Source organism: Pseudarthrobacter sp. AG30 (assembly GCF_003116525.1).
In the GTDB taxonomy this organism is placed as follows: Bacteria; Actinomycetota; Actinomycetes; order Actinomycetales; family Micrococcaceae; genus Arthrobacter.
Map to the genome: position 1 here is coordinate 26,964 of NZ_QEHL01000026.1, position 15,912 is coordinate 42,875.

Genomic DNA, 15,912 nt, shown 5'->3' on the forward strand with positions numbered 1-15,912 from the left:
GGTCAGGATGTCTTTTTGATGAGGGCCAGGAACATGGCGTCGGTGTGGTGGACATGGGGCCAAAGCTGGGCGGTCAACTCATGTCCGGCGCCAAGGTTGCCGGTGAGGCTGACCGCGTCCAGGGCGGCGCCGGCATCAAGGAGCTCAAGGTCGTCGCGTTTCCGGAGTGCGTCAGCCACGACGGCGGTGGTTTCGGCCGGATGCGGCGAACAGGTCACGTAGGCAACGACTCCCCCGGGACGGACCGCTGCCAGCGCGGATGCCAGCAGCTCACGCTGCAGCGGGCCGAGGTCCGCGATGTCCTTGGGTGAGCGCCGCCACCGGGACTCCGGACGGCGGCGCAGCGCTCCCAGGCCCGTGCACGGGACGTCCACGAGGACGCGGTCGAAACCGCCGGGCTGCTCCGTTCCGACATCGCGGCCGTCTCCGGTGCGGACCTGCCAGCTCTCGTGCGGCACCGCGGCCAGGGCCTGGCCGACGAGCTTTGCCCGGTGCGGCGCCGGTTCGTTCGCCAGGAGCGTGGCGCCGCGCTGGTGGGCCAGGGCCCCCAGCAATGCCGCCTTCCCGCCAGGCCCCGCACAAAGATCAAGCCACGCCTCCGGGGAAACGGCCGCAGTTGGCCCGCCAGCGGCATCCGCCGCCGGGCCGAGGTCGACGGCGGCAAGCGCCCTGGCCACCAATTGGGAACCGACGTCCTGCACGCGGGTGGTTCCGGCCCGGACAGAGGCCAGGCGGCCCAGGTCCCCGCCGCTGGACAGCGCGGATCCCTCCACCAGTTCACCGGGCGTGGCACCGGTTTCCAGGGCTTCCTCCAGGCTCCCGAGCCCGGGCAGCGCCACCAGGTTGACCACGGGTGCCGCATTGTCAGCTTCGAGCAGCGCGTTGATCTCGGTGGCGGGGCGGCCGTGCGCCACCAGCGATTGCCGCATGGCCCGGACAATCCACTCCGGGTGGGCGTACCGCAGCGACGCGATCTTCGTGTCGTCGGTTTCGCCCGCCACCAGAAGGTCCAGCCATTCATCAAGGGTGCGGGCCGTGACCTTGCGCAGGACTGCGTTGATCAGTGCCGAAGGGCCTGCACCGATGACGGCGCGGGCCAGTCCAACCGTTTGGTCCAATGCCGCATGGGCCGGGACCCTCATGGCCAGCAGCTGGTGGACGCCGATCCGGAGGGCGTCGAGGACGGCCGGATCAAGCTGGTCAAGCGGCCTGTCCACGCACCGGGCCAGGATGGCGTCGTAGGTGCCTTGGCTGCGCAGCGCACCGTAGCTCAACTCGGTGGCGAAGCCGGCGTCCCGCTTGTCCAGGTGGTGGTGCCGGATCCGTGCGGGGAGCACCAGGTTGGCGTAGGCATCCTCCTGTGCGACGGCGCGCAAAACCTCGAAGGCCACCAGCCGTGCGGGGTCGGCGCGCCGGGTCCGCTGCGACGGCGCCTGCTCGGTGAAGCTCCGTTGCGGCCCGCGGTTGCGTTCCCGTCCCTTGGCGTTCCGCCGGCTGGCATCGCCGGAACCGCCGCTGCCTCGACCGCGGCCGCCGGAAACGCCGCTGCCGCCTTGGCCGTTCCGCCCGGCGTTCCCCCGCCCTCCGGGCCTGCCCTGGCCGCCCGGGTTTTCTCCGGAACCGCTCATTCGAACACCACGCCCTCCATAGAAGCCATCCCGCGCGCCCAGTCGGCGGCAGCCATCATTTTCTTGCCGGAGGGCTGGATCCGAGTGAGTTCCACCGCGTGCGATCCCGTTCCCACCATGACGCTCTTTCCCTGGACGGACACCGACCCCGGCGCCAGGCCGGCAACACCCGGCCGGAGCCGGACCGGCTCAAGCTTGATCCGCTGGCCATCCAGCATGGTCCAGGCTCCCGGCTCGGGGGTGACGCCGCGCGCCTGCCTGCTGATGGCAAGCGCCGGGTGGGCCCAGGTGAGTCGGCCGTCGTCCAAGGTCAGCTTCGGGGCGAGGGTGACATCGCCCGTTTGCGGCTGCGGCACCGCTTGTCCGGCGTCGATGGCGGACAGTGTCTGGGCCAGCAGGACCGCTCCGCTGCGCGACAGCCGCTCGAGCAGGTCGCCCGCGGTGTCGTTGGCGCCCACCGGCTCGGTCAGCGTCCCGAAGACGGGACCGGTATCGAGCCCCTCTTCAAGCCGGAAGGTGACGGCACCGGTGAGGTCGTCTCCGGCCATCACGGCCCGCTGCACCGGCGCTGCTCCACGCCACGCCGGCAGCAGGGAGAAGTGCAGGTTGACCCAGCCGTGGCGGGGCACGGCCAACGCGGCCGGCGGGACCAGGCCGCCGTAGGCAACGATGGCTGCCACGTCAGGCGCGGCAGCCGAGATGCGTGCGGTGGTGCCGGCGTCCACCTTGGCCGCGTGGATGATATCGATGCCCAGCTCAGCCGCGCGCCGGGCAACCGGGGAGGGCGTCAGCACGCGCTTGCGCCCCAGCGGCGCATCGGGGCGGGTCAGGACTGCGACGACCTCAAAGCCGGCGTTGACCAGGGCATCGAGCGAGGGAACGGCGACTGCCGGAGTACCGGCAAAGAGGACCCTCATTCGGCGTTGCCAAAGCTGCCGGGGGCACCAAAACTTGTGCCGCCGAAGCTGGACCCGACGCTCTTGGCGCGCTTGGCCGTGGTGCGTTCGGCGACGGCGTCGTAATTGGCATTGCGGATGGAGCGCAGCGCTGCCTTCCGGTCTTCACCCTCCAGCCGGTCGGTGTAGAGGATGCCGTCCAAGTGGTCGTTTTCATGCTGGAAGCACCGCGCCAGCAGACCCTCGCCGTCGACCGTCACCGGATTGCCGTGCATGTCGACGCCGGTGACCCGGGTGGTGCGGAAGCGGCGGACCGGGAAGCCGAGGCCGGGGATGGACAGGCAACCCTCTACATGGTCCGGTTGGTAGTCCTCGCTGTTCTCCAACACCGGGTTGATGATGTGGCCCTCCACGCCGTCGATGCGGTAGGTGAAGACACGCTTGCTGACGCCGACCTGCGGCGCGGCAAGGCCGGCGCCTTCCACATCCTCCATGGTCTCGGTCATGTCGGCGACCAGTTTGGCAAGCTCGGGTCCGAATTCCGTCACGGGATCGGCCACGGTGCGGAGCACGGGATCGCCGATGATGCGGATATTCAGGATAGCCATGCGCAGTTATTCCTCACGGTTGGCGGCAAAGGGAACCTGTCCAGTTTAGGTGCAGTCCCCCGCCGCTCGGCTCGGTCCTAGGCGGTACGGGCGGCCTGTGCCAGCGGCGGCGGCGCGATGGGCAGCAGCGCCGTGCCGGCGCTGAGGGTGTCCGCGGACAATTCCCACACCCGGCGCAAGGCGCAGAACTTCCACCAGTGGTGCTTGAGGACTTCGGGATTGGCACGGACCGGACGCACCTCGGTTTTACCGATGGCGACAGCCAGCAGGACCGGGTTGTCGCCGTATTTCCAGGGCTCCCAGGTTCCGGCACCCGCATCCACCAGGCTTTCCTCCGCCTTCATGCCGGCAACCAGCTGCATGACCACCTTGTCATCGAGCGGTTTGACCAGTCCGTCGCGGGTGGTGCCCTTGGTTTTGTAGTCGATCAGGCAGACTCGTCCGTTGATCCGGGCCACCAGGTCAAGGGTGCCTGCATAGCCCACCGTATTGTTCCAGACCGTGATCTCGGGGGCGATGGGCTCCACCCGGAAGAGCTCCCACCACTCGTCAAAGCGGACGGCGAAGGCTTCTTCCCCGTTTGCGGCCAGGGCCTCGCGGGCTTCCTTCATGGTGTGCGGGCGACCCAGCGCGCGGAGCGCCACCTGCTCGCAGTAGTTGTGGACCCGGTCCCCCCGCCTGGCGGCGTCGTCCCGGTAGGTCTCGGCTGCCTTCGCCGCGCGGTTGACGGCCTGCTTGATTTTCGCCGGACTCCCCAGGCAGTCCGCGAGCAGGGGGTCGTTCGCCAGGCTGCTGGCACCCATGTATCCGAACCAGCCGTCCAGGCCGTGCGGCTGCTGGCTGATGACGGTGGTGATGGACGGCACGGAAAACTGTTCAGACGTGGACCGTGCGTACATCCGGCCGTATTCAGTAGCGTGGGCAAGAAGCGGATCAGTCATACAAAAGACTCTTTCACAGGGGGCCGACAAAATCTCCGGACGCTGGATCCGAACACAAAAAAGGTCCGTCTCCGCTGCGTATGAGCGGAAACGGACCTTTGCGGTGGGCGATACTGGGTTCGAACCAGTGACCTCTTCGGTGTGAACGAAGCGCGCTACCACTGCGCCAATCGCCCCGATGCATTTGAATGCTAGCCGACCTTCCGGCCATTTCAAAAATCGGCTTCTCGAGGCAGGACGCATGCCCGTGGGTCGGGGGCTGGGCACTGCTTCCGTCACCCTCGAGAGAGGCCCGGGTCGAGGTGGACGGTGGGCCCGCGGAACCTATGCGCGGCAAACGCACCATGGTGGAGGCACCAGGGTGAGCCCCCGCGGCCGCTTCCGCCGGATCCCGGCCGCGATCGAATTACACGCTTGTAAGTCACAAAATCCGCGTCATGACGCCGAAGCGGAGCCGCATGACCGTTGCCGGCCGAAGGCAATTTGGAGAATCCCGGAACCTCCTATATTGTTTTTACTCGTTGGAACGCGAGGAAATGCCGGAAACGGCAGGGAATCAAGCCTCCAAAATGCGGACGTAGCTCAGCTGGTAGAGCACCACCTTGCCAAGGTGGATGTCGCGAGTTCGAATCTCGTCGTCCGCTCGCAGGACACTGTCACAGCAAATATTCTTCGGAATTGACGCTAACACGGTGGGTTGGCCGAGAGGCGAGGCAGCGGCCTGCAAAGCCGTATACACGGGTTCGAATCCCGTACCCACCTCGGTGAAAACCATGGTTTCCGGGTTACCGGAGGCAATGGGCGATTGGCGCAGCGGTAGCGCGCTTCCCTGACACGGAAGAGGTCACTGGTTCGATCCCAGTATCGCCCACTCGGCAAGGAAACTTGCCGGCAGTACCACCGGAATATCCGGGACAAGCTGCAAAATGCGGACGTAGCTCAGCTGGTAGAGCACCACCTTGCCAAGGTGGATGTCGCGAGTTCGAATCTCGTCGTCCGCTCTCTTTTATCCCATACCGGTCTTCCGGTTCCGGGCGATTGGCGCAGCGGTAGCGCGCTTCCCTGACACGGAAGAGGTCACTGGTTCGATCCCAGTATCGCCCACACTTATGCAGCAGCTCTCCGGAGCTGCTTTTTTTGTTGCTTGGGGATACGCTGCGGGCGAACGGGATTTCCTTGGCATGCCTTCCCTCCGCGGCTAGGATCGATTGCGCGAGGAGCGACCTGGCTCCGCGATCGAAGGGAGGTGCTCGTGGGTTTACTTGACGATCTAAAGGGCAAGGCTCAGGGTCTGATCCAAGGCAACGAGCAGGCCATCAAGGACGGCATCACCAAGGCCGGCGATTTCGTCGACACCAAGACCGGCGGCAAGTACGCGGGCCACGTCGACAAAATCCAGGATGGCGCTTCGAAGCTCGTTGACAAGAACGGAACTCCCGGCCAGGCACCTGCCGCCGGGCAGGTTCCGCCGGTTGCTCCTGAAACCCCGGTTCCGCCGGTTGACAGGACGCCGTAGAGGATTTAGCCAGGGGCCCTTGCCCCGGCACGTCAAGGAGGTGCAGGTCCCGCCGGGAGGCGGCACCTGCACCTTTGTCGTTTAACGGCAGGCCCTCGCTGCGACCAACCAGCGGAGCACCCAATTGCCGGTTCGCCAAGCCGCGCCGGTAACCTGCCGGTATGCCAAAGTCCGCAGCATCTCCCACAACAGCCTCCGGTGGGCGGTCCCGGCTGGACTCCCGGCCCGTGGTCGCCGGAATCGTCACGGCGCTGGTGGGCTTTACGTCGTCCTTTGCCGTGGTCCTCGCCGGCCTGAGGGCGGTGGGTGCCGATCCTGCCCAGGCTGCCTCCGGTCTGCTGGCGGTCACGCTCGCCGTCGGGCTTGGTGTGCTGCTGCTTGCCTGGCGCTCCAAAGTTCCGGTGACGCTGGCATGGTCAACGCCGGGCGCCGCTTTGCTGGCAGCTTCGGGAACGCCCGACGGCGGCTGGCCGGCCGCCGTCGGTGCCTTCCTCGTGGCGGGGGTACTGCTGGCACTGACCGGCCTGGTGCCCGCGCTCGGCAGGCTGCTGACAGCCATCCCGCCCGCGCTTGCGCAGGCGATGCTGGCAGGTGTCCTGCTTCAGTTGTGCCTGGCGCCCTTCAAGGCCTTGGGCACGGTTCCATGGTTCGTAGCCCCCGTGATCCTGTGCTGGCTGGTGATGATGAGGTTCGCTCCACGGTGGGCCGTGCCGGCCGCGCTGCTGGTCGCCCTGCTGGTGATCGGGATCCATGTCGCGGCCGGCGGGACTGCCCTCGGCGCCGCGACCCTCATCCCCACCCTGGTATGGACCACACCCGCCTTCACCCTGCAGGCGTTGATGGGCATCGCGGTCCCGTTGTTCGTGGTGACCATGGCATCCCAGAACGTCCCCGGGGTGGCAGTCCTGCGGTCGTTCGGATATGTAACCCCGTGGCGGCCGGCCATGCTGGTGACTGGTGCGGGGACCGTCCTGGGGGCACCGTTCGGCGGCCATGCCATCAACCTTGCAGCGCTCAGCGCCGCTCTTGCCGCCGGCGAGGAGGCAGGCGCGGACCGGAGCAGGCGGTGGATCGCCGGTTTCGTGTCGGGCCCCGCGTACCTGCTGTTGGCAGCGTTTTCCGCTGCCCTCGTGGCCGTGGTGGGTGCGGCACCGGCGGGGATGCTGGAAGCAGTGGCCGGGCTCGCGCTGCTGGGGACCCTCGCCTCGGCGGTGTCGGCCGCGCTGGCGGACCCGGAAGACAGGATAGCTCCTGCGGTCACCTTCCTGATGGCGGCGTCCGGCCTGGCCTTCGCCGGAATCGGGTCCGCGTTCTGGGCGCTCCTCGCCGGCCTGGCGGTGCGGGCGCTGCTGGTTCCACGACGGCGCGCCGCCCCGGAGAGGGCCGGGAACTAGGAGGGTTCGTGGTTCTGGCCTTCACGGGCCAGCGCGGTGAGGCGGGAAACAGCGCGGAAGTACTTCTTCATGTATCCGCCGGTCATCATTTCCTCGGTGAACAGCTTGTCGAACGGGACACCGCTGGCCAGGATGGGAACGTCCTTGTCGTAGAGCCGGTCCGCCAGGACGACGAACCGCAGCGCCACGGCCTGCTCGCTGATGGTTTCCACGTTCCGCCACACCACGCCGTCGATGCCGTCGATCAGTTGCCGGTAGCGGCTGGGATGCACGCCCGCCAGGTGGTGGATCAGGGTGGCGAACTCGTCCTGCGCCACGGTCTTGCCGTCGAACTCCGCTTTCATGTGCGTGTTCAGTTCGCTGTTCTTCAGCGGTGCCGGGGCAGCGGGAAGGCCGCGGTGCCGGAAGTCCTCACCGTCGATGCGGATGACCTCGAACTGGTCCGCAAGCACCTGGATCTCGCGCTGGAAGTCGACCGCCGCGAAACGGCCGTCGCCCAGGGAACCGGGGAGGGTGTTGGACGTGGCAGCGAGCTTGACGCCGGCGTCGGCCAGTTCCCGCATGAGCCGGGACATCAGGACGGTGTCGCCCGGATCGTCAAGTTCGAATTCGTCGATGCAGACCAGCTTATAGCTGCTCAGCGCTTCCACGGTCCTGCGGAACGACAGGGCGCCCACCAGGTTGGTGTACTCCACGAAGGTACCGAAGGCCTTGGGACCGGGCGCAGCGTGCCAGAGCGATGCGAGCAGGTGGGTCTTGCCCACGCCGAATCCGCCGTCGAGGTAGATGCCTGCCCTGGATTCGTCCTTCTTGCCGAACAGCTTCTTGAACAGCCCGCCCCCATTGCCCGCTCCCACGCCGCCGGCGAATTCCTCAAGGGCGCGCACTGCTGCGGCCTGGCTTGGCTGCTTGGGGTCCGGGCGGTAGCTCGAAAAGGAAACCTCCCCGAACCGCGGCGATGGGTAGAAGCCCTTGAGGAGCTCGTCCACCGAAACTGCCGGCGTACGGGCGGCAAGCTGTTCGATCTGTACCAAGGTGGTCCGTTCTGCTCGTGGTCGGTCCCCAGAAAGGATACCGGCAACCGGGACCGCACCCGGGGTTGGCGGTATCTCCGGCACGCCCGCGTGACCAAGCCAACATTTCGTCCTGTTAACGGAATACGGACAACGCCGGGGGCGCTGGCTAGGGTGGGAACAGGTTCCAATGCCGGTCCCACGGTTTTCCGTGCCCTTAGTGAAAGGCCAACGCCATGCCCTACCCGGTTGAACAGAATGAGAAGTTCGCAGCCTACGCCCACCCCGAACGGCTTGTATCCACGGAGTGGCTGGCCGCCGCCATCGAAGGAGGCGCGGTAGCCAACGGCGAGCTCATCGTGGTCGAATCCGACGAGGACGTGCTCCTGTACGAAACCGGGCATATCCCCGGTGCCGTGAAGATCGACTGGCACACGGACCTGAACGACGACGTCTCCCGCGACTACGTCAACGGCGCAGCTTTTGCCGAGCTCGCGGCGTCGAAGGGGATTTCCCGGGACAGCACCGTGGTGATCTACGGCGACAAGTCCAACTGGTGGGCCGCGTACGCCCTGTGGGTGTTCACGCTGTTCGGCCACCAGGACGTCCGGCTGCTCGACGGCGGCCGGGACAAGTGGATTGCCGAAGGCCGCGAACTGACCAGGGACAAGCCCTCCCCCGCACCCGGCAGCTACCCGGTGGTTGAGCGCGAGGATGCGCCCATTCGCGCGTTCAAGGACGACGTCCTGGCGCACTTGGGCAAGCCCCTGATCGATGTCCGCTCCCCCGAGGAATACACCGGCCAGCGCACGCACATGCCGGCTTACCCGGAGGAGGGCGCCCTGCGCGGCGGCCACATCCCCACTGCCGCATCCATCCCATGGGCCCGTGCGGCCGCCGAGGACGGGACGTTCCGCAGCCGCGAGGAACTCGAAGCCATCTACCTTGGCGAGGCCGGACTGACGGAGGGCGACGACGTGGTGGCGTACTGCCGGATCGGCGAGCGGTCCAGCCACACCTGGTTCGCCCTGAAGTACCTCCTGGGCTTCGAGACCGTCCGCAACTACGACGGTTCCTGGACGGAATGGGGCAACGCCGTCCGCGTGCCGATCGTCAAGGGCGCCGAGCGCGGTTCCGTTCCGGTCGGCGTCGGGGCCTGACGCCCGGCGTGCCCGCGTAGACTTGGAACGATGAGTACTCAAGCGTTGCCCACCGCCCTGGCGGCGATCGTGGACGATTTCCAGGCCCTGTCCGAACCCGAGCGGCTCCAGCTGTTGCTGGAGTTCTCGGAGGGGTTGCCGGAACTGCCCGACCGCCTCAAGGACCACCCTGAACTCCTTGAGCAGGTGGTGGAGTGCCAGTCACCGCTGTTCCTCACCATCGAGACGGAGAAGAACGACGACGGCCCGGCCGGCGTGGTGCACCTCTACTTCAAGGCCCCGGCCGAGGCTCCCACCACGCGGGGTTTCGCCGGTGTGCTGCACGAGGGCCTGGATGGCTTGTCCGCCGGGGAAATCCTGTCCGTCCCCGATGACATGCCGGAACTGCTGGGCCTCACCCGGGCCATTACCCCGCTCCGCATGCGGGGCATGACGGCCATGCTGGGCCGGATCAAGCGCAAGGTGGCCGCCGCTTCACGCGTCCACAGCTGAGAGCGTCCACCCGATGGCGCGCAAGAATGCTTTCCAGGGAACCCCGGCCACGGCGGCATTGACCGCGGCCGGGGTTCCTTTCGTGCTGCACCCGTACATCCATGACCCGGGCGCCGGCAGCTACGGCGCAGAGGCAGCCGCCGCCTTGGGAATCGATCCGTCCAAGGTTTTCAAGACCCTCATGGTGGACGTGGAGGGGAGGCTTGCTGTCGGCATCGTGCCGGTCAGCGGCACCCTTGACCTCAAGGCAATGGCCGCGGCGCTCGGGGCAAAGAAAGCGTCCATGGCTGATCCCGCTGCCGCCCAGCGGCGCACCGGCTATGTCGTGGGCGGCATCTCGCCCCTCGGCCAGCGCCTGCCCTCCCCCACGGTCCTGGATTCCTCCGCGTTGCGGCTGGAGACCCTGCTGGTCTCCGGGGGCAGGCGCGGACTGGACATCGAACTGGCGCCAGCGGACCTGATCCGGCTCACGGACGCTGTTTCGGCGCCCATTGGTTCGTCGGCTGCGGGCAGCTCCCGTCCCTAGCAGTGCAGGGGCTGGGAGCCCCCGGCTACTCGATCAGGTACCGCTGCATCATGTCGTTGTCCTCGTGCTCCAGGATGTGGCAGTGCCAGACGTATTCACCCGTGAAGGATGTGCCCATGGCCAATGGGGCTCCTCCTGCCGCGGCCGCACCGAAGGGCACGCGGATCCGCGTTACTTCGCCAGGCATCGCCACCACGGTGTCCTTCCATCCCTGCTCATTGGCCGGCGCGGCCTTGGGACGGCCGATCAGGAAGGGCTTGACCGGTACAGCGCACCCCCTTCCGGGAGCGACGAGTCCGGTTTTGGGGTCCACGAAGTCCGAGGCCTCAAGGTAGGAGTCGGCATCAAACTTTTGCCGGTTGAGCACCTGGAACTGGGTGAAGTGAAGGTGGATCGGGTGGGCGTCCACGGTGGTGTTGATGAGCTCCCACTGCTCAAGTGTGTCTTGCTTCACTACCGTGATGTCGGGGCTGTCGAACATCCTGTTGTTCAGCAGCGCCATGATGGGAACGTCATCCGCGTTCGCCACTTCCACCAATGCCATGGACCTGGTGGCCACGGTGGGCAGTTCCACGAGCCGGGTTAGAGGCTCGGAACGCAGCTGGGCCGGCAGCGGCACCGTATAGCCGGAGTGCGCCAGCACGGTGAACTGCATGATCTGTGGGAGCGGGATGGCGCCGCGCTGGACAGATTCCGGCCCGTTCGGGAAGGGCACCCGGGCGCTGTTGGCCAGGACCACCTTCGAACCTGGCTTCAGTCCGGCGAAGTCCACCACAATGTCTGCCCGCTCACCGGGTCCCATCACCAGCCTGTTGAGCCTGACCGGGGCGTCCAGCAGGCCGCCGTCGGACCCTATCTGGTGGAAAGTGGCCGCGTTGCCGTCCGCGATGAATGTGAAGTCGTAGAACCGCGCGTTGGAGCCGTTGAACATCCGGAAGCGGTACTTGCCGCGGGCCACGTCCAGGTTGGGCCGGCATTTTCCGTTGACCGTGGCAACGTCGCCGAAGAACTCAGGGGCCCAGGGCCGGGCCGTGCCGTCTGCGCCCACCAGATCGGGGTTGGGCGGGTAGGCAAACGAGCCGTCCTGGTTGAACATGCGGTCCTGGATGACCAGCGGCAATTCATATGGCGGCGGTGGAAGATGTGTCCCGTCGCCGGTGTCGATGCCCGTGCTGCGGGTGTCCCGAAGCAGGTAGCCACCAGCCAGCCCGGCGTAGACATTCAGGCGGGTGAGGCCCAACGCGTGGTCGTGGTACCAGAGGCCGGCCGCATCCTGGGTGTTGCCATAGTGATAGGTGTACGAGGCGCCGGGCCGGAAAGTCTGTCCAGGGCCGCCGTCGGACGTTGGTGCAGTGTTGCCGCCGTGGAGGTGGACAGCCGTCCTGGGAGATCGGGCGTCGTTGCTGCCGGGCGGGACCAGCTCGGGGTCGATGGCGAAGGCAAGGGGATGCCGCCCAATATCGTTGTGGACGGTGAGGCTCAGGGGCGTTCCCTTCCGGGCGATGATGACCGGCCCGAGGTAACTCCTGGATGATGCAGCGTCCTGGTACGTCAGCGTGTCGGTCAGGCCCATTTCGGCCTGGAAGCGGTGGCGGGAGTTGCGGGCCCACAACTCAAGGTTGCCGCCGGACCGCATGTCGATAACCCCCAGGTCGGCGAGCGTGGGAAGCTGCTCCGTAAAGGTGCCGGGCGGGGAACCAGGGGCCGCCAGTCCCGGGCTGGCCCCGGATCCATAAGCCTGGGTCAGAACACCTGCACCGGCTACAGCGCCGGCCTGCAGCAGTTGTCGTCGTGTGATGCGCATTTTGGGGCCCCATTTCTTCGCAGCGGTATCCCCCCTTGGGCAGCAGGATAAACCTGTGCTTTAGTCCGTCATAGGGTCCCGGGTCCCCTCTGTAAGGGGGTGGGCCACCCCGGTATTCCCTCCAGTCCGCCCCGCGGCCCGGCCGGTGAAATGGTCCATGGTTTGGTTGACCCCCAACACGTCCATGACCCGGTCGAAGACGCCAACCGGAAGGATCCGCAGCACGGGCAGCAGGTTGACGACCGGCGGCAGGAGCAGCTTGCGGCGGCCGGCCTCGACGGCGTCAAGGACGCGGCTTGCCACCTGCTCTTCGTGCAGGATGGGCAGGAGCCGCGGCCACCGGGTCCTGACGCCGTCGAACATCCCGGTGTCAATGTAATAGGGGCAGACCACCAGGGTGTTGACCGGCGTGTGCGCGGCCCGGAGCTCGGCGCGGAGGGACTCGTCGAAGCCGAACGCGGCGAACTTGCTGGCAGAGTAGTCCGTCTGCCGGGCGACTCCCACCAGGGCTGCGGCGCTGGCGATGGTCACCACGGTTCCACGGCGCCGGCTCACCATGCCGCCAAGGAACGCGCGCGTGACCCAGTACAGGGACAGGACGTTGACCTGCATGGTCCGTTCGATGTCCTGCTCCGCGGCCTCCAGGAGCCTCCTGCCGCTGACCACGCCGGCGTTGTTGACCACAATGTCCACGGGCCCTGCCAGTTCTGCGGCAGCCTTGACGGCCTGGTTGTCGGTGACATCCACGGCCTGTGAATCGGCGGCGCCGCCGGCGGCGCGTATTTCGTCGCGGACTGCTGCACCCCGTTCGGCGTCGACGTCCCAGATCACCACCCGGCTCCCGCGTGCGGCGGCGCCAAGCGCCAGGCGCCGGCCCAGCCCGCGTCCACCTCCCGTGACCAGCAGCGTTGCACCGGAAAGCCGGGTTCCTTTGGCCATGTCATTCCTCCTGGGATGTCGGCGCCACGGACACTGTCCTAGCGGCCTCTGGGAAGTCGGCCCATCAGGGTGATGGCCCGTTTCATGATGAGGGCGTATGCCTTGTTCGACATGCCGGCGGCCGGAGCCACCCGCAGCAGCCGCTGCACCGCAATGGTCTGCGGCTCGGTGTACTTCAGCATGCCTTCCCGGCCGTGGCGGCGCCCGGCCCCGGAATCCTTCATGCCGCCGATCGGTGCATCATGGGAGGCCCAGGTGGCGGCATAGCCTTCGTTGACGTTGACCGTGCCCGTCATCAGCCGGCGGCCAACCTCTTCGCCGTGGCGGGCGGACCAGACGCTGGCGTTCAGGCCGAAGTCGGAGTCGTTGGCCAGGGCGACTGCTTCGTCGTCGTCGGCAGCCCGGTAGATGGCAACCACCGGACCGAAGGTTTCTTCGCGGGCCATAAGCATGTCGTCGGTCACGCCTGCCAGGACGGTGGGTTCGTAGAAGAGCGGTCCCAGGTCAGGCCGCCGGCGTCCACCGGCGAGAAGTTCAGCGCCCTTTGCGAGCGCGTCCTGGACGTGGCGGTCCACCCGATCGACCTGTGCCTGGCTGATAAGCGAGCCCATGCCGATGTCCCAGTCGGGGCCCGGCCCCAGGCGGATGGCCTTCACCCGGGCGGTAAAGGCGGCCACGAAGGGGGCGTGGACTGCAGCGTGCACATAGATCCGTTCAATGCTGACGCACAGTTGGCCGGAGTTTGAAAAGCAGGCGTGCACCGCACCCGCGGCCGCCCGGCCAACGTCTGCATCTGAGAGCACGAGCATGGGATTCTTGCCGCCGAGTTCGGCGGAGAAGCCGATGAGCCGGGCGCTGCACTGCCGGGCGACGTTCTTGCCGGTTTCCGACGATCCGGTAAACATCAGGAAATCGACCTGCCCGATCATCGCGGGGCCAATCTCCGTGCCGGGCCCCGTCACCACCTGGAACAGGGCTGCCGGAAGTCCGGCATCCCGGAGCAGCCTGAGCATCAGGAGCGCCGTGAACGGCGTCTGCGAATCCGGTTTCAAGACGACGCTGTTTCCGGCCAGCAGCGCAGGAATGGCGTCCGAGACCGCGAGCGTCAACGGATAGTTCCACGGGCTGATGACGCCCACCACGCCCTTGGGCAACAGATATTCGGTGGTGCGGGTCAGGACCGGCAATGCTCCCTTCCGGCGGCGCGGCCGGAGGTACCTTTCCACGTTGCGTTGGTAGTAGTCCGCCGTCATCACGACGTCCGCAAACTCTTCGAAGGCGCTCAACCGCGATTTTCCGCTTTCGGCCTGGACCAGGTCCAGGACGTCCCGCTCCCGGTCCAGCAGGAGCTCCCGGAACCGCCGGATGACTGCCCGGCGTTCGGCAACCGGCATGGCCGCCCAGCTACGCTGTGCCTCGCGGGCCGTGCCGACGGCGGTTTCGACGTCGGCGGTGCTGCATACCGGGACGTCCCCTACCGGCGAGCCGTCGAACGGTGCATTCGTGGCGTGCCGCGGGCGGCCCGGAGCCGCGGACACCAACCCTTGGAGTCCGGCAGCCAGGTCCCGGCCGCGGGCCGTCAAGGCGGCGACGCCGTCCGGCGCGCCCAACTCAGGCTCCGGCCGGGGTGACCCGGCCAACCGATCCCGGATTGAGCCGGGGTGCGAGTTGTTGCCGGAGCCACGCTTTGACCAGGCGCTCCCAGCGGTCCGGGTCAACGTTCCATTCCTTGGTGTGCCGCGCGTGGTTGAACGTCTCGAACGTCACCATTTCGGGGTTGCGCTCGGCCAGCATGGCTGAAGGTCCATAGGGCACGTACTCGTCATCCACGCTGTGGATCACGAGCGTGGGGGTCCGCAGCTCGACGGCACGGGACACCCAGTCCATGATTTTCAGGTCAACGGGAGCCGAGAGGCCGGTGAGCCGGCGTCCCAGCGGATGGCCCAGCATCAGTTGCCCGTACCGGCCCACCAGCGAGGGGATCCGGTTCAGCTGGGCGTGGTGGGCCAGCACCGTCACCCAGTCGATGACCGGCGCATCAAGCACCATGGCCCGGATCAGGTGCCGGTAGCGGGACAGGTCCGCAGTCTGCAGGCAGATGGCCCCGCCCATGGACCAGCCGAACAGGACCACTTCCTCTGCGCCGTTGGCCAGGGCGTACTCGATGGCGGCTTCGATGTCCTGCCATTCCGTTGAGCCCAGGCCGTAGCGCCCGTCATCGGCCGATGGCGCCAGGCCGTCGTTCCGGTAGGACACGAGCAGGCTGGTCAGGCCCAGTTCCAGGGCCGGGCCCACCGCGCGCAGGGCTTCCTGCCGGGTTGCGCCGCGGCCGTGGACCATGATGGCCCACGTCCGCGCGGCCCCCTTGGCCCGCACCAGCCAGGCGGGCGCCTCCCCGCGCTCCACGGGGATGGGCACATCCTCGAACGGAATCCCGGCCGCGGCCGGGTCGGGATAGGTGGCGCCGCTCCACCATCCCCAGCGGGCCGATGCGAGGTCCCCGCTGTAGACGGCTTCCACCTCGCGCAGGACTGTCCGCTCCGCGGGCGAGTAGGACACGATCCGGCCGATCCGGGCGTGGCCCTTGCCGCCGTCGAAAAAGAAGCCGTACACACCGTCAACGGTGGTGTCGTCGTTGGCTGCCAGGATCACCTGTTGTTTGTGGCCGTCACGGATGACGGCCAGGACTTCCTTGTCCGCCGTGCGCTGCCGCGCCGGAGTAATTACCCTGCGCGCGAAGTAGACGGCCAGGGCGGAGGAACCGGCTCCCAGGAGGCCGGCCAGTGATCCGCCGGCAATCGCCCCGCCCACTGCCCACTTCGCTCCCGGCGACATCCCGCCGGAATCCCGGGTGGGTGCAGTCATTGCAGGGCGCGCTCGCCGGAAAGGTGCCATGGCTCTATTCTTACCGGCGTTGAGTCAGATACCCGCATTCCCTGCCGGCCGCGGCATGCCCTGCGGCAATCCGCCGGTGTCCGCGGGGCGCGGTGCAGGC

General features: G+C 67.3%; 14 protein-coding genes and 6 tRNA genes. 10 read left to right on the forward strand and 10 right to left on the reverse strand.

The features are described from left to right. Window positions 1-2: 2 nt before the first annotated feature. The 5 genes from DC347_RS18625 to DC347_RS18645 form a co-directional block, all read right to left on the reverse strand. On the reverse strand, window positions 3-1,628 hold the full coding sequence (locus tag DC347_RS18625) for an RsmB/NOP family class I SAM-dependent RNA methyltransferase (protein ID WP_109864010.1): 1,626 nt from the start codon (window positions 1,626-1,628) through the stop codon (window positions 3-5). After that, window positions 1,625-2,545, reverse strand: coding sequence for a methionyl-tRNA formyltransferase (gene fmt / locus DC347_RS18630; protein ID WP_109864011.1), 921 nt, complete (start codon window positions 2,543-2,545; stop codon window positions 1,625-1,627). The genes DC347_RS18625 and fmt overlap by 4 nt, the downstream gene beginning before the upstream one ends. Then, window positions 2,542-3,132, reverse strand: a complete 591-nt coding sequence (gene def / locus DC347_RS18635) for a peptide deformylase (RefSeq protein WP_109864012.1) — start codon at window positions 3,130-3,132, stop codon at window positions 2,542-2,544. The genes fmt and def overlap by 4 nt, the downstream gene beginning before the upstream one ends. Window positions 3,133-3,209: 77 nt before the next feature. Continuing rightward, window positions 3,210-4,073 (reverse strand): cytochrome, encoded by an 864-nt coding sequence (locus DC347_RS18640; protein WP_109864013.1) that lies wholly within the window; start codon window positions 4,071-4,073, stop codon window positions 3,210-3,212. A gap of 104 nt (window positions 4,074-4,177) precedes the next feature. After that, a tRNA-Val gene (locus DC347_RS18645) sits at window positions 4,178-4,249 on the reverse strand. A gap of 395 nt (window positions 4,250-4,644) precedes the next feature. Between DC347_RS18645 and DC347_RS18650 the strand changes: the two genes are divergently transcribed. From DC347_RS18650 to DC347_RS18680, 7 genes are all read left to right on the forward strand, one after another. Then, window positions 4,645-4,717, forward strand: a tRNA-Gly gene (locus tag DC347_RS18650). Window positions 4,718-4,764: 47 nt separating this feature from the next. After that, window positions 4,765-4,835: transfer RNA gene (locus tag DC347_RS18655), tRNA-Cys, on the forward strand. 37 nt (window positions 4,836-4,872) lie between these two features. Continuing rightward, window positions 4,873-4,944, forward strand: a tRNA-Val gene (locus tag DC347_RS18660). Between the two features lie 57 nt (window positions 4,945-5,001). Continuing rightward, a tRNA-Gly gene (locus DC347_RS18665) sits at window positions 5,002-5,074 on the forward strand. A gap of 31 nt (window positions 5,075-5,105) precedes the next feature. Continuing rightward, a tRNA-Val gene (locus DC347_RS18670) sits at window positions 5,106-5,177 on the forward strand. A gap of 148 nt (window positions 5,178-5,325) precedes the next feature. Beyond that, window positions 5,326-5,589 carry an antitoxin gene (locus DC347_RS18675; protein WP_026264404.1) on the forward strand — a complete coding sequence of 88 codons (264 nt, stop codon included), beginning with the start codon at window positions 5,326-5,328 and terminating at the stop codon, window positions 5,587-5,589. Between the two features lie 161 nt (window positions 5,590-5,750). Next, window positions 5,751-6,983, forward strand: coding sequence for a benzoate/H(+) symporter BenE family transporter (locus DC347_RS18680; RefSeq protein WP_206073966.1), 1,233 nt, complete (start codon window positions 5,751-5,753; stop codon window positions 6,981-6,983). Here DC347_RS18680 and zapE read toward each other — a convergent pair. Beyond that, entirely contained in the window at window positions 6,980-8,017 is a 1,038-nt protein-coding gene (gene zapE, locus DC347_RS18685; protein ID WP_109864014.1) for a cell division protein ZapE, read from the reverse strand. The genes DC347_RS18680 and zapE overlap by 4 nt on opposite strands. A 215-nt stretch (window positions 8,018-8,232) precedes the next feature. Between zapE and DC347_RS18690 the strand changes: the two genes are divergently transcribed. From DC347_RS18690 to ybaK, 3 genes are read left to right on the forward strand one after another with little or no spacing between them, the layout of a single operon-like run. Continuing rightward, entirely contained in the window at window positions 8,233-9,156 is a 924-nt protein-coding gene (locus tag DC347_RS18690; protein WP_109864015.1) for a sulfurtransferase, read from the forward strand. A gap of 30 nt (window positions 9,157-9,186) precedes the next feature. Further along, entirely contained in the window at window positions 9,187-9,648 is a 462-nt protein-coding gene (locus tag DC347_RS18695) for a SufE family protein (protein WP_043423786.1), read from the forward strand. 13 nt (window positions 9,649-9,661) lie between these two features. Beyond that, a complete protein-coding gene (gene ybaK / locus DC347_RS18700) occupies window positions 9,662-10,174 on the forward strand; it encodes a Cys-tRNA(Pro) deacylase (RefSeq protein WP_109864016.1) in 513 nt (170 codons plus the stop codon). 25 nt (window positions 10,175-10,199) lie between these two features. Here ybaK and DC347_RS18705 read toward each other — a convergent pair whose 3' ends face one another. The 4 genes from DC347_RS18705 to DC347_RS18720 are packed head-to-tail and all read right to left on the reverse strand — an operon-like array spanning window position 10,200 to window position 15,782. Next, entirely contained in the window at window positions 10,200-11,978 is a 1,779-nt protein-coding gene (locus DC347_RS18705; RefSeq protein WP_109864017.1) for a multicopper oxidase family protein, read from the reverse strand. Between the two features lie 60 nt (window positions 11,979-12,038). Further along, complete coding sequence (locus tag DC347_RS18710; protein WP_109864018.1) at window positions 12,039-12,917, reverse strand: SDR family NAD(P)-dependent oxidoreductase; 879 nt, start codon at window positions 12,915-12,917, stop codon at window positions 12,039-12,041. Between the two features lie 38 nt (window positions 12,918-12,955). Continuing rightward, window positions 12,956-14,527 carry a succinic semialdehyde dehydrogenase gene (locus DC347_RS18715; protein WP_109864019.1) on the reverse strand — a complete coding sequence of 524 codons (1,572 nt, stop codon included), beginning with the start codon at window positions 14,525-14,527 and terminating at the stop codon, window positions 12,956-12,958. 1 nt (window position 14,528) lies between these two features. Beyond that, window positions 14,529-15,782: a S9 family peptidase gene (locus DC347_RS18720; RefSeq protein WP_109864020.1), complete on the reverse strand. Its 1,254-nt coding sequence runs from the start codon at window positions 15,780-15,782 to the stop codon at window positions 14,529-14,531. Window positions 15,783-15,912 lie beyond the last annotated feature (130 nt).

Bases quoted from the DNA above. Each gene is read 5' to 3' on its own strand.
- DC347_RS18690 (WP_109864015.1), top strand. From the start codon at position 8,233: ATGCCCTACCCGGTTGAACAGAATGAGAAGTTCGCAGCCTACGCCCAC.
- DC347_RS18705 (WP_109864017.1), bottom strand. From the start codon at position 11,978: ATGCGCATCACACGACGACAACTGCTGCAGGCCGGCGCTGTAGCCGGT.
- DC347_RS18680 (WP_206073966.1), top strand. From the start codon at position 5,751: ATGCCAAAGTCCGCAGCATCTCCCACAACAGCCTCCGGTGGGCGGTCC.
- DC347_RS18710 (WP_109864018.1), bottom strand. From the start codon at position 12,917: ATGGCCAAAGGAACCCGGCTTTCCGGTGCAACGCTGCTGGTCACGGGA.
- DC347_RS18640 (WP_109864013.1), bottom strand. From the start codon at position 4,073: ATGACTGATCCGCTTCTTGCCCACGCTACTGAATACGGCCGGATGTAC.
- fmt (WP_109864011.1), bottom strand. From the start codon at position 2,545: ATGAGGGTCCTCTTTGCCGGTACTCCGGCAGTCGCCGTTCCCTCGCTC.
- DC347_RS18695 (WP_043423786.1), top strand. From the start codon at position 9,187: ATGAGTACTCAAGCGTTGCCCACCGCCCTGGCGGCGATCGTGGACGAT.
- DC347_RS18625 (WP_109864010.1), bottom strand. From the start codon at position 1,628: ATGAGCGGTTCCGGAGAAAACCCGGGCGGCCAGGGCAGGCCCGGAGGG.
- def (WP_109864012.1), bottom strand. From the start codon at position 3,132: ATGGCTATCCTGAATATCCGCATCATCGGCGATCCCGTGCTCCGCACC.
- ybaK (WP_109864016.1), top strand. From the start codon at position 9,662: ATGGCGCGCAAGAATGCTTTCCAGGGAACCCCGGCCACGGCGGCATTG.
- DC347_RS18720 (WP_109864020.1), bottom strand. From the start codon at position 15,782: ATGACTGCACCCACCCGGGATTCCGGCGGGATGTCGCCGGGAGCGAAG.